Genomic DNA, 13642 nt, shown 5'->3' with positions numbered 1-13642 from the left:
CTTAAAAACAAATATAGTAAAAGTCAGAACAATGTACCTATTATTTTTGACCATAAAACAGATGTTAATAATTTTTCTTCTCAACATCTGTTTTATAGCTTATTTTATTGTTGCATAAGGATAATAAAATTTTTCCCTTAATTTCGAGATATTTTTGTTAATTTTAAATATCATATTTAAGATATAGTTTTTTAAACTCCTCAGCAAACCTAGAAACAAATTCTTTATCTATCGACGTAACCCAGGTCTCATCATTATATGATGCTGCATAAGACCAATTATATGATCCATGCATTACAAACTCGAAATCAACTATACAAAATTTATTATGCACTAGATTATACCCATAAGCGCCAAATCCATCTACAAAGAAGGCATTAAACTCCTTAATTAATTCTTCTTTAAGTCGCAGATTATTCCTATCATTGGTAGTGATAACTCTAACTTGAATACCCTCTTTTTTCTTCTGTACAAGTTCATTATATATATCTCTATCTGTAAACCATGCCACACATACCCAGATACTGTACTTAGCTATGCGTATTCCTTGGATAATTTCTTCTTTAATTTGATCAAATTCCGCCGTATGACTTACGATATCAATTTCTTCATTTTCAACAGGTTTTGGTTTTATAATAACGTTTCTTAGATTGTACTCTTCTGTTTCTCGATAAATATATTTCACTAGCTTTTCAAAAGAACCTAAGGTTTCTTTTGCTTCTTTTAACAATGGAATTTTCACTCTAATTGCTATATCTTCATAGCATTGATATGTTTTTCTTGTAAAACTTGTAGTTCTTTCAAAATCAATTTCAGAATATCTTAAAATACTTAACATCTTATCTTTATCGCTATATTCATCTCCCTCCCATTTTAATGTTTGAACCATAGTTTGCAAAAACTGGGATTCATTCATAGAAACAATCCTAATACATAATTTTTGTAGTTATAACGAAAGTACTTCTTAAAAAAAATTATTTAAAATCCCCTAGAACATATTTTAACTCTTTTTTTATTTCATCATAGACCATAGTTCTTAACTTTCGGTCATCTAAAAGATATGAGTCAAGTGCTGAAGTTTGTAATGAATGCCCACCTACTAACTTTCGATTAAACTTTAAAAGTTCTTGGTCAATTTTTGCTATCTTTTTCTCGAAATCAAAATCATTATTCCAAGTGGCTTTTTCTTCTTTTAAAATTGGTGTTGCTTCGCTCAATTTTCCTACAGGAAGCCATTCAATACTTATTCCACTATATTTTTTTTCTGATTTTTCCAGACCGATTTCAAATCTAACGGGACCTGCTGCATATAATCTCATGTGCTGCTGAATTGAAATAAAACATTTCTCTATTAACTCTCTATATGCTTTTTGATAGAATTCAAAAAACTGTGTCAATCTTTCTTTAATTCTATCATCACTCCATAAATCTAAAAAATAATAAGTATTTTCATTAGGGTCAATATCTGATTGAAGTAACAAGTACTCTTTAAAGCTTATTCTTTGATCTACTAATTTAAAGAAACCTAATAAAATACCTTTCATAAATTCATAGTTTGAATGACTTTGTTGAATATATTTAAAAATATTGTCGTTATACAATAAAACATTAAGAATAAGTTCGATAGGGTGTTTGCTTAAACTAACCCTGTTCAAATTCCCATTTTCATCTCTTATAGAAAAATATTGAAATGGTAAACGTTTTAGAAAATATTCAATACACGATACTAAAGATTCCGGAGATTCATACTCAAATAACTTTTGTTTTTCAATTAATTCTTGTAATTGTTTTTTTATAATATAAAGTGCAACTTCTCTTGCCGAATCTAACCCAAAGTCGGTTTGTTGAAGATTAAAATACCAATGATTAGATGAATGTAAAGATATTATGGGTGTACTTATAGTATTTCCTTCATCATCTTGATATGTCATTGTAGCTGTTCCTACTTCTTCACTCACTATGATTGTTCTTTCATCTATATCATTTCTTACTATTTCAATACTTAGGGTTAATTTAGTTCTATCCAAAGCTCCTATAATAGCAACTTTATCATTGTCGTACGTTCCTTCTCCTTCATTCCAGGGGTAAAATTCACTTTTTATATTCTCAAAAAAGTTATCTATAATATTCAAATAACTTTTTCGCATCTGTAAAAAATACTTTTCTAAGTAATCTTTACTCCAAATCTCGTCCAACTGGGCATTAAAGTTAAATCTTGATTCTAAACATTTCCTATATAAGTAAATATCTTTTGTTTCTAATGTATCTAGAACTATATTTTGTTGCTTAGAATTTCTTAAAAGACCCGATGTAAATTTAAATACTTCATAATAGCTTTCATTTAAATAATTCATTTCAATAAATTTCAAAATTTCTTCTTCAGGAAGTCTAGAAAGTTTAAGAGCTACAAAATATTCTTCTATTGAAGGATGGAAAAACTCTATGCGATTTCTTTCTTCCAAAAGAACTCCTGTTTGTAACAACTCTTTCTTTATTAAATTTAAACTCTCTTGCCCCTCAATTCGATTACCTACTATATTTCTAAGCTTTACCGAGTTATTTTTTTCTCTAAAATTCAAATAAGCAAATTCCATTAAAATTTCTTCTTTAATATCAAATTCAAAAGCCATTTCTAGATATGTTCCATCTTTTAATAATCTTTCTTGCATAATATAAGATATAAACATCTCATATAACTCAGATTTATTTTTAGGTATGACTTTATTAGTCATATCTTTCATAATGTGAGCAGTCATATAAAGAAATAACGGATTCTCAATTAAATCTTTTAATTGTTTTTTTAATTCATGAATATAACCATAATGAACGCTTTCTCCAAATACAGCTTCAATATATTCTTGAATCTGTGTATCAGATAAAGCCTTTAGGTTATACTCTGTCAACATTTTGTGAAATTCATTATGATAGTTTTGCTGACGACAAGTCATAATAATCTTTGTCTTGTCAAATTGAAATACTCTACGTATTTCTCTGATGAACAGGTCTTTTTCATTAATTACTTCATCTAATCCATCTATAAGTAAAATATATTTACCCACTTTTAAATTCTCAATTATTTGCTCATCATTGATATTTGGTGAATAATACTCTAATTCTTTTCTTATCCCTTCTACAATATTTTCATATCCTCTATACCATTCTTTAGCCTTTAAATAGATTGGTATCTTACCAATAGAAATCTGTGGATTTTCTATAATATCTAACATGAGCATATGTAATAAGTATGTTTTTCCGCCACCTGGTTTTGACAAAATCATAACAGATTGATCATCTTCTAAAACTTTATTGAAACTGATATCTCCTTTACCAGCGTTTTTAGGTTGAACAGATATAGAGAAACCTAAAGGATTAACTTTATTTTCCTCTATATTTCTCTTTAAATTATTTTCCAATTGTTGTTGTAATGTGTATTTTAAAGATAAGATGTATTCTTCGTACTCTGACTCATGTTTCTTTGTGATAAGTGGAATCCCTATTAAATTTAAGTATTCCCTATAAATATAGAGACTTACTGCACACAGCCTACTCGCCTCTTTGCTTTCACTTATTTGTTCTAACATAACTGCTACTGCTTGATTATTGTGGAGTAGTGGTCCTCCTGAGCAACCACTATAATCTTTAATAGAATCCGATTTCACCTTAATATCTAAATTAGAGCCATAATCAATGTCTACATCTTTAAACTCGTTTCGGATTTCTAAATCTATTGATGTACCCTTTTCTTTCGCAACAGCTGGATAACCATAAGTAAGGGACTCAGTTGTAGAATAAAACCTATAATCTATACACTTAATAATTTCAATATTATTAACTTGCTGATTTAGTTGCAAGCAAATAATTTCATATTCTTCCCAACCATCTACATCCAATAAAGGTTCTGCGTTAAATACTGTTTCTACCCCTTGCTCATTAATAAAAGTTACTTTAATCACTCCAACTTCTTTTTGTAAATAAGGTTTTATGGCATGTAACGCTGTAATAACCTTATCATTTGAAACTAAAAAACCACTTGAAGTTAGATTACCACAATCAATTCTTGGTATAGACACTCTAGATGAAAAATCCATTATTATCTCTCCTAATCTACAACTACATTTAAGGATACTGAACTATTTCCTTCAACTACCTCTAAATTAAAGCTTCTCTTCATTTCTTCTGTACTAATCCACTTAGATGCTTTAGTTTCGTAGTTAAAATAAAATTCTTTATTTATGTCCTGATTCATATAGATAAGTTTTGCTAAAGATTCTAAATCTGGATGTGTATGTTTATTACCACTAGTAGAAATTAAAAATTTATCACTTTTTAATACCCCTGATAACTCCAGCGTCATGTTCTTACTGCTTCCATGATGAGGAACTTTTACCAAATCAAATTTTTCAATCCCTAAATTACATATATTTTTATATAAAATATCTGGATGCGCGTCGCCTAAAAACAGTAGATTCCTTTCCCTATAATTAATACAAATAGCTATCGAAGATCCATTTGTTGGAGAATTATCAAGATTTCCTTTCCTTTGAATAAGTTTTTGTACTGATTCAATAGTTGAAATTTCTTCTGAAGAAACTTCTGTTTTATCAATCTGTAATTCTTCATACATTAACAACATAAACTCAAAAGCATCGTCAAATAATTTATCTTCTGTAATGTTAAAATTCCACTTTTTATTTGTAAGTTCTTTTAACCACTTTGTCTTCAATTTCTCTAATTTTTCATTATTAGGCGAAAGTATATTAATAGATACATCTCCCAATTCAACTATTTCAACATTATCTTGTGATACGGCTTTCCCTTTGAAACTACTATTCCACTTATATCCACCTTTTAATATTAGAGCTCCTAAGGTAGAACCTTGTTTTATACTTACTTCAGACTTATCAATCTCACTAAATGACTCTCTCTTTATATATGATTCTCCTAATGCAATTTCTCTTTGCAATATCCTCATTTCTTTCTCACTTAGAGGCCCTTGATTTTTATCTATCTGTAAATGACGATAACAGTTATACCAAACTTCTTCTATTTCTATAATTTCGGACTCATTATTTTCTTCAATAAACGCAATAGCACCCAATATATGATCCTCATCAATATGTGTTACAATAAATAAGTTTATTTTTTCACCTAGCTTTTTTAACTCTTTTAAATCCTCTTTCAAATAGTTATGGTATGTATCTGCATATCCACAATCAATTAATATATGTTTACGACTTTCTTCCCCTAAAGAAATCAAAAAACAATCTCCATTTTCAGCAGGATATATTTTTACATTAATCAATTTTTTAACTCTCCTTAAATCTTTTATTAATAGAAATTACAATTATTAAAAATACTTCTTTATCCGATTTGCCCATTCCTTATCACTTTGAGAGAAATATTTTATACGCACATATTCATAACCATAAGAGTAGACAACGTACGATTATCTATAATAAATACCTCTATTTAATAAATGACTATTTTTACTTTGTATAGATGATAAATACTCTATCCTTATAATTCTTTTCTAAGAGATTTCCTATCTATTCAAAATCAAATTTTGGAATATACTTATATTTATATTATACAGGGAAAAAATAAAAAGGGGCATAAAACCCCAATTTCACCCCTCTTTTTAAACAACTATTTTATTTTTTAAAGAACTTTATTATATTTCTAACAGCTTTATTATTCGTAGATATCCATCCTGTGACAGCTCTAAAATTGCTTGCAAACACGATTTCAAAGTAGAAATATTAGATTACAAATATTTGTTCCAATAAGAAATTTTCAAAAATATACGATACCTATATGTAGGTTAAAAAGGGTCGCTAAATCGCTACCCTTTTGGTTTACTATTTGTTTTATTTTTACTGTTTTCTCCTTATCAACCGCATATGAAAGGTGTTAGCTTACTTAAACCAGCTTCTGTAACTCAATCTATCTTTCGTTCGTTAACCCGTGACCAATGGCTATTAAATACTCAGTTAACACGGCGTAAAAATCAGGTGCAGCAACTTTTAGTTATAACGCACCCAGACCTCAAAGTAGCATTCTAGAAGCTTGGTACCACTTCTGTGATAAAGTTCGTATTGAAGTATCCTACTGCTAAAGATTTAAAGCTAGCCAAACAGGAAGAACTACGACAAACAATGATTGAATCTGGGGCAAAGCAAATAGCTACAAAGGAGTCTGAGGCACTAGCAGAAGTTACAGCAAAGTCTATAACAATTGATGTCCCCCATTTAGTTGGAAGACAAAATTGGATAATTGAAGAAGCGTTACGTATTGAAGAAAGTATTAAAGGGATTGACAATCACATTCAAGAACTACTTCACGGAAATACAAGTAAAGATATTAAAACTCACCCTTATACAGAGTTATTATACTCTTCCCCTTTCATCAAAAAGCAAAATAGATTAATTCCTACTCTAGCATTATTCTCTATGAAAAAATATTATCCTTCACTACCTATTGGTTATGATATCTGTTGTTGCTTGTGATAATTTAACAGCAAAACTTATACCGAAACGAAATCTAAACCAAAACAAGAAACGAATAAAAGCAATCTTTGCAATATAAGTTTGTATATAATTCCATTCAAAGGCTCAAAATATCGAAGTATCTATTCATAATTCCATTGTTTTTAATCTCATCTCAAAAAGGAGCTGTATTATATGGATAAAGAAAAGCTAGTAAGCGGACAGATTGCTCGCGTCCCATCGGATGCCCTGAATACCCCTAGTAAGGAACAAGAACAAATGCTAGAAACCTCTTCTCAAGTGGAACATAATCCAAACAATAACAATAAAGATAATAACCAAGACCTATACGGCACAGACTTACCCATTTCAGATGTAGATAGAACAACAAAAAAAATAAATAAATTACAAAAAAACTCAATAACCAATAAACTAATTTTTTCCCATGAATAACTAACAAGTCAAAAACACAGACCAAAATAAAAGATTTATTTTACATAATTTCTGATAGAATTCTCCTGCTTTAAATGTTCGCAGGACAATAATCCGGCGATAACAGTAAGAGGGATTTTCCTTTTCACGTACAAATAAAAAAAAGAGCACCTTATCACTATGAAGAGGATTGCTCGTTTTTATTTTTGTCTATTCCTTTTCTGGCCAAATTTTCGCGTTTGGTTCTAATAACCACTTGTGTTCTTCCTCCATGATACGATCATTCCATGGGTTATTCTCAAGATGTCGAATCATCCAACAAAAATACATGGCATATCCAGGCGCCGTTGCTTGTGGATGGTCTAGCTCACCCGGAATTGTAATAAAGCTATTATGTACAACGCGATAAGCATCCTCACCAACCATTGCACACCCAAATCCCTGTGGCTTGTTAAAACGATAATAATATACCTCCGGTTGATCATGGTGATGTGGTGGATAACTAGACCATCTCCCTGGGTAAGAAATAACCTCGCCTACTACCATATTAGAATATGCTGCATTGTTATAGTCAAAAATCGTACGAATAACACGCTGCGCCGTTCCCTCCCATACTCCATCTCCAGCTACAACACTTTGACACTCATTTGGCGTATATAACTTAGACGCAAATTCTTGATCATTATCCGTTTTTTGAACAAGCACTTCACTATCTGAAAGAGCAGTAATTGTAACCTTCACATTTTTAGATACATGTAAACACCAAGGGTTTTCTTCAAACACAGACTGTCTTTGAATAACTTGTTCTATTCCTTCCCACTCTAAACGTATTGTCCCTTCTAGTAAAAGTACTGCCGTTTCATTTTTATTATCAAATAGCAACTCTTCTTTCCCATTAGACATCTTATATATGCCTATATCCATTAACATATCACTGCATTGACCGTTCATTTCTGTTAATATATTATATCCTTCATTTAATTCACCCAATTTTCCTAACATGGCTTTCTCCCCCTTTTATTTAATGGCTACTCAATCATTCTCTACTTTTGTCAGTTAACTACATTCCGAGTTTCTTCTAACTATTAATGAAAAAAGCTTTTCTGATTATACTCTGTTTTCACTTCCGAATATTTGCATATGATTCTTAACGTTTTCGTATGCAGCCCTAATAACATCCTGATGGTACGTAAAGTAATCTGAATACGGAGTATTCATGACGGCAGTGTTAACCGCAGTAATTACATTCTGAAATGTGGCTGTTGCTACATTAATTTTTCGAACACCATGTTGAATACATTGCTTGAAATGCTCTGGACTAATGCCAGAGCCGCCATGTAAAACGAGTGGGATATGGACTACCTCATTAATCTCTTGTAGGCGGTCTAATCGTAAATTAGGATCGCCATTGTACATACCATGCGCATTTCCAATTGCAACAGCTAACGCATCTACCTCTGTTGCTTCTGCAAATCGTTTTGCTTCTGTAGTATTTGTCAGCAACATCTCAATATCTTCTGATCCGTCCTCACTACCACCAACTCTGCCAATCTCAGCCTCTACCGTCGCACCGTACTGTTTCGCAAGTTCTACAATTTCTTTTGTCTTTTGTATATTTTCTTCTAACGGATAGTGAGAGCCATCAAACATAACCGAACTAAAACCAATTTCTAATGTCTCTTGAATCTTTTGAAATGTCATACCGTGATCAAAGTGAACTGCTACTGGAACAGTCGCTTTTTTCGCCGCAGCTACCATCAATGGACCAATCATATGAATTGGCGAATGATTCAAACGAACTTCCGCAATTTGTAGAATAAGCGGTGAGCTTAACTCTTCAGCTGCTTTGATAGCTCCCATGACCATTTCCATATTAGCGACGCTAAAAGCCCCAACCCCATAATTCTCTTGATTTGCTTTTATTAAAATATCTTTCATTTGAACTAATGGCATTACATACTCCCCTATTTCAATATTATTTATTAAATGTAAAAACAACAGTCGCGTCATTTTACCCCTTTTGTAAGAAGACCTGTTGATTGTCCAATCATTAACTTAAAGATAGTCTCGAAATGTGGAAATTACAGACCTGCTTTTTCTTGTATAAATTTTCGGGCTTTTAATGCGTATTCAAAAGGATTCGCTAAAGCTGGGTCTTGCTCTGCTTCTACCACAAACCACCCTTGATAATCAGAGTTTGCAAGGATAGTAAACACTTCATCAAATCCAATTACGCCATCCCCGGGTACTGTAAATGCCCCGTTCTTCACTGCCTGTAGGAAACTTAATTCGTTTTCCTTTACAGTATCTACTACTTCTTGACGAATATCTTTTAAATGTACGTGTTTAATACGAGGTAAATATTTTTTCAAAATATAAAGTGGCTCTTCTCCTGAAAAAACAAGATGACCTGTATCAAAAAGCAGAGATACGAGCTCTGGATCAGTCATGTCCATTAACTTTTCAATTTCTGCCGTTGTTTGAACACCCGTACCCATATGATGATGGTATACAATATGGAGTCCCTTTTCCTGAGCCAATTTACCGAGATGATGTAAACCATCCGCAAGTTTGTCCCATTCTTCTTCTGTAAAAACAGGTTTATTTTTAAATAGTGGTACATCCATTAGCCCCTGAATACTATGCCCTTGCTCTGAAACAACGATGACTTTTGCACCCATGTCATGCAAGAAATCCCTATGCTTAATAAATTCTGCTACCGTCTCTTCAAGCGGCTTCGTTGTTAAAAACGTACTAAACCATGCACTAGCAATCTCCAAGTTTCGTAATTCCAAAGATTTTTTTAATACAACTGTATTTCTCGGATATTTATTCCCTACTTCACTTCCATTAAATCCAGCTAGTGCCATCTCACTAATACATTGTTCAAACGTATTTTCTGCCCCTAGCTCCGGCATATCATCATTTGTCCAAGCAATTGGTGCAATCCCAAGCTTAACTGTATTTTCTTTAAACATCCCCTTGTCTCTCCTTTTTACAAACTGTGATAGAATTTCGTCAACTTCTCTTATCTATTCATTAAAAAGAGAGCATTCTATAAATATGCATGTAGATAAAATGCTCTCTTTGTGTCCTAATCTAATAAGACCTTGCCTGTTGCAAGTTACTTACTTTACTCTCATACGCAGCTTGTACACTTTGACTTTTAGATACTTCTGCAACACCTACATGCCACCATGACTCGTATCCATTTGTCATTGTTTTTGGTAATACTTTAATATCAATTAATGTGGAAACTGTTTGTTTTTCCGCATCTATAAGCGCTTCCTGTAATTGTTCTATTGATGTAACATGATATGTTTTCACACCATATCCAGCTGCGCTAGCTGCAAAATCAATTTTCATAATTGCCCCGTCTAATTTACGAGTTTCCTGGTTTCGATAGCGAAACTCTGTTCCAAAGCTCCCCATTCCATTACCCATTTGTAAGTTATTAATGCAGCCAAATCCGGAGTTATCAAATAATAAGACGTTAATTTTTTTGTTTTCTTGAAGACTTGTGACAAGCTCAGAATGAAGCATCTGGTAACTACCATCCCCTACCATTGCATATACTTCCTTCGATGGTTCAGCTAGCTTTGCACCAAGTGCGCCCGCAACCTCATAGCCCATGCAAGAGTATCCATACTCCATGTGATAAGTATTCGGTTTTCTTGATGTCCACATTCTTTGTAAATCACCCGGAAGACTTCCTGCCGCTCCAACGATGATTGCATCTTCATCAAGTAATGTATTGACTTGTCCAATGACTGCGGTCTGTGTTAATTGTGTACCAAGTGCGTCTACATACTCATTTAAATTTTCATCGAAATGACCTTCGACTTCTGGTGTGAAATCTTGACCTGTAAAGCGAATATTATGTAGACGTGATAATTCTGTTTCCCAAGCCTCTTTTGCATCAGCAATTTCTACTGTATAACTAGATCGATAATCAATTTCTTGCAGTTCATCTATTAGAGTAAGAAGCGCTTCTTTCGCATCCGCTATAACCTTTAATGCATCCAGCTTATTCGCATGGAATTCTGAAATGTTAATGTTTAAAAACTCAACTTCCTCATTTTGAAATAATTGTTTTGATGCCGTTGTAAAATCCGTAAACCTCGTCCCGATGCCAATTACAAGATCCGCTTCCTTTGCAATTGTATTAGCTGCTATATTTCCAGTTACCCCAATGCCACCAAGATTATATGGGTGACTACTTTCAATTGCACTTTTTCCAGCCTGTGTTTCTCCAAATGGAATGTGGAATGTTTCAGCAAACTGTTTTAACTCTTCTGCCGCTTCTGCGTACCTTACACCACCACCGCAAATCATAACTGGCTTTTTCTTTCTCTTAATCATTTCCACTGCATCCGCTAAGCTGGCTTTTGTAGGTAGACGACGTTCAATACGGTGAACACGCTTTTGGAAGAAGTAACTTGGAAAATCCCATGCTTCTCCTTGGACATCTTGTGGTAAACAAATTGTTACAGCTCCTGTATCTGCCGGGTTCGTTAAAACACGCATGGCTTGAATCATAGCTGTCATCAATTGTTCAGGACGATTTATCCGGTCCCAATACTTACTTACTGCACGAAAAGCATCATTTGTAGAAATAGATAAGTCATGTGTTTGTTCAATTTGTTGAAGAACAGGATCAGGTTGTCTCGTTGCAAATACATCTCCTGGAAGTAGTAAAACGGGAATATTATTTGCAGAAGCTGTTGCTGCAGAGGTAATCATGTTTGCTGATCCAGGACCTACTGAAGAAGTACATGCCATAATTTGCTTTCTATGTTTTTGTTTCGCAAAAGCCATCGCAGCATTTGCCATTCCTTGTTCATTTCTCCCTTGGTAAACTTCTAATTCCCCAGCGTCTTCTTCTAAAGCTTGTCCTAGGCCTACTACATTTCCATGACCAAAAATCGTAAAGATTCCCTTAATAAACTTTTGTTGCTTTCCATCAAACTCTACATACTGCTCGTTCAAAAATTTCACCAATGCTTGAGCCGTCGTCATTCTAACAGTTTGCATATGATTTGCTCCTTTCTATCTCTAACAGTCATTCTGCATATGAAAAAGGAGTATTAGGAATTTGATAGACTCCTAATACTTCCTTCTTATGTTTTACTACTTTCCTTACTTTTGCTTACAAGCAACTAAACAGATTCTACTTCTCTCTTAAAGATTACTTTTCCCAACGAGATGTAAGCATTTTCTTTCTTGTATAAAACTCAACGCCGTCCGTACCGTTCGCATGAAGATCACCATAGAAAGAGTCTTTCCAACCAGAGAACGGGAAGAATGCCATTGGCGCCGGAACCCCAACATTCACACCTAACATACCTGATTCAATAGTTTCACGGAATTGACGTACACTTGCCCCGCTATCTGTATAAATGCAAGCTCCATTTGCAAAACGAGACTCATTGGCAATTTCAATCGCTTCATCCAATGATTTCACACGAACAATAGATAAAACAGGAGCAAAAATCTCATCTTGCCAGATTTTCATTTCTTTTGTAACATGGTCAAAAATTGTTGGCCCAACGAAGTAACCAGCTCCTTTTACAGCTGTATCTTCGCGTCCATCACGAACTAATGTAGCGCCCTGTTCTACACCTGAATCGATGTAACCAATTGTGCGCTCTTTATGGTTATCACGAATAACTGGCCCTAAAAATACACCTTCATCAAGACCATTGCCAATCACAATTTTATTCGCTTCTTCTACTAATCTATTAACTAATTGATCTGCAATATCTTCTTCTACTGTTACTACAGAAGCAGCCATACAACGCTCACCAGCTGAACCGAATGCAGCACTAATAATTTGCTTTGTTGCTAGTTCAAGATTCGCATCATTTAATACAATGGAATGGTTTTTCGCACCCGCTAATGCTTGCACGCGTTTTAAGTTTTCTGTTCCTTTTTTGTATACATATTCTGCGACAGGTTGAGAACCTACAAATGAAATTGCCTTCACTAATTTATGTTCCAGAAGACCGTTTACTACATCGTGAGCGCCATTTATGATATTTAATACACCTTTTGGTAATCCTGCTTCTGCAGCTAATTCTGCTAGTCTTCCTGCTAGAAGTGGTGTACGCTCTGAAGGTTTTAATACAAATGTATTACCACAAGCAATTGCAAGTGGGAACATCCAGCATGGAACCATCATTGGGAAGTTAAAAGGTGTAATGCCGCCTATAACACCAATTGGGTAACGATACATACCAGATTCAATACCTGTCGCAATATCAGGAAGCTGTTTTCCCATCATTAATGTCGGAGCACCCGCTGCAAACTCAACGCACTCAATACCACGAAGAACTTCACCGTAAGCCTCGTTATAGCTTTTTCCATTTTCAATAGTAATCAGTTTCGCTAACTCTTCCCAGTTATCTACTAGTAATTGTTGATATTTAAATAGAATACGAGCGCGTTTTGGCACAGCCGTTTTAGACCAAGATTTGAACGCTTCATTTGCTGCTAATACAGCATGTTCAACATCTTCTTTTGTTGAAAGTGGTACTTGAGCGATTACTTCTCCTGTTGCAGGATTATATACAGCTTCCATCTTAGTTGAAATGGATTCTACCCATTCGCCGCCAATGTAGTTTTTTACAATTTGTGCTGTTTGAACTGTCATATTCATTCTCTCCCTTTTATGTAATGTAGAAGCGTCCAATAGGATACGCCCTTACTTGATTATTGATTTATAA

General features: G+C 33.7%; 9 protein-coding genes and 1 pseudogene. 2 read left to right on the top strand and 8 right to left on the bottom strand.

All coding sequences use genetic code 11. The annotated features are described in order from the left end of the window. Positions 1–163 precede the first annotated feature (163 nt). The 3 genes from KZZ19_RS27200 to KZZ19_RS27190 are packed head-to-tail and all read right to left on the bottom strand — an operon-like array spanning position 164 to position 5302. The gene (locus KZZ19_RS27200; protein WP_237982012.1) at positions 164–916 is read right to left on the bottom strand and encodes a phospholipase D-like domain-containing protein; all 753 of its coding nucleotides are present in this window, start codon (positions 914–916) and stop codon (positions 164–166) included. 58 nt (positions 917–974) lie between these two features. After that, complete coding sequence (locus tag KZZ19_RS27195; protein WP_237982013.1) at positions 975–4088, bottom strand: hypothetical protein; 3114 nt, start codon at positions 4086–4088, stop codon at positions 975–977. A gap of 11 nt (positions 4089–4099) precedes the next feature. Then, complete coding sequence (locus tag KZZ19_RS27190) at positions 4100–5302, bottom strand: MBL fold metallo-hydrolase (RefSeq protein ID WP_237982014.1); 1203 nt, start codon at positions 5300–5302, stop codon at positions 4100–4102. 592 nt (positions 5303–5894) lie between these two features. On the opposite strand from KZZ19_RS27190, the pseudogene KZZ19_RS31245 reads away from it, so the two are divergent. Both KZZ19_RS31245 and KZZ19_RS27180 read left to right on the top strand, forming a co-directional pair. After that, positions 5895–6407: pseudogene (locus KZZ19_RS31245) on the top strand (IS110 family transposase); the annotation flags it as partial. A 273-nt stretch (positions 6408–6680) separates the two neighbouring features. After that, positions 6681–6938, top strand: a complete 258-nt coding sequence (locus KZZ19_RS27180) for a hypothetical protein (protein ID WP_237982016.1) — start codon at positions 6681–6683, stop codon at positions 6936–6938. Between the two features lie 189 nt (positions 6939–7127). Here KZZ19_RS27180 and KZZ19_RS27175 read toward each other — a convergent pair whose 3' ends face one another. From KZZ19_RS27175 to KZZ19_RS27155, 5 genes are all read right to left on the bottom strand, one after another. Next, positions 7128–7919: a 5-deoxy-glucuronate isomerase gene (locus tag KZZ19_RS27175; RefSeq protein WP_237982017.1), complete on the bottom strand. Its 792-nt coding sequence runs from the start codon at positions 7917–7919 to the stop codon at positions 7128–7130. A 105-nt stretch (positions 7920–8024) separates the two neighbouring features. Further along, the gene (locus KZZ19_RS27170) at positions 8025–8870 is read right to left on the bottom strand and encodes a class II fructose-bisphosphate aldolase (RefSeq protein WP_237982018.1); all 846 of its coding nucleotides are present in this window, start codon (positions 8868–8870) and stop codon (positions 8025–8027) included. 128 nt (positions 8871–8998) lie between these two features. Next, positions 8999–9895 (bottom strand): myo-inosose-2 dehydratase, encoded by an 897-nt coding sequence (gene iolE, locus KZZ19_RS27165; protein ID WP_237982019.1) that lies wholly within the window; start codon positions 9893–9895, stop codon positions 8999–9001. Between the two features lie 121 nt (positions 9896–10016). Beyond that, entirely contained in the window at positions 10017–11951 is a 1935-nt protein-coding gene (gene iolD / locus KZZ19_RS27160) for a 3D-(3,5/4)-trihydroxycyclohexane-1,2-dione acylhydrolase (decyclizing) (RefSeq protein WP_237982020.1), read from the bottom strand. 154 nt (positions 11952–12105) lie between these two features. Next, positions 12106–13569, bottom strand: coding sequence for a CoA-acylating methylmalonate-semialdehyde dehydrogenase (locus KZZ19_RS27155; protein WP_237982021.1), 1464 nt, complete (start codon positions 13567–13569; stop codon positions 12106–12108). Positions 13570–13642 lie beyond the last annotated feature (73 nt).

The organism is Bacillus thuringiensis (assembly GCF_022095615.2).
Lineage (GTDB): Bacteria > Bacillota > Bacilli > Bacillales > Bacillaceae_G > Bacillus_A > Bacillus_A cereus_AG.
This window is presented reverse-complemented; position numbering and strand designations above follow the sequence as displayed.

Excerpts from the sequence above, each read along its gene's own strand:
- KZZ19_RS27200 (WP_237982012.1), bottom strand. The coding sequence starts at position 916 with ATGAATGAATCCCAGTTTTTGCAAACTATGGTTCAAACATTAAAATGG.
- KZZ19_RS27195 (WP_237982013.1), bottom strand. The coding sequence starts at position 4,088 with ATGGATTTTTCATCTAGAGTGTCTATACCAAGAATTGATTGTGGTAAT.
- KZZ19_RS27180 (WP_237982016.1), top strand. The coding sequence starts at position 6,681 with ATGGATAAAGAAAAGCTAGTAAGCGGACAGATTGCTCGCGTCCCATCG.
- KZZ19_RS27175 (WP_237982017.1), bottom strand. The coding sequence starts at position 7,919 with ATGTTAGGAAAATTGGGTGAATTAAATGAAGGATATAATATATTAACA.
- KZZ19_RS27170 (WP_237982018.1), bottom strand. The coding sequence starts at position 8,870 with ATGCCATTAGTTCAAATGAAAGATATTTTAATAAAAGCAAATCAAGAG.
- iolE (WP_237982019.1), bottom strand. The coding sequence starts at position 9,895 with ATGTTTAAAGAAAATACAGTTAAGCTTGGGATTGCACCAATTGCTTGG.
- iolD (WP_237982020.1), bottom strand. The coding sequence starts at position 11,951 with ATGCAAACTGTTAGAATGACGACGGCTCAAGCATTGGTGAAATTTTTG.
- KZZ19_RS27155 (WP_237982021.1), bottom strand. The coding sequence starts at position 13,569 with ATGACAGTTCAAACAGCACAAATTGTAAAAAACTACATTGGCGGCGAA.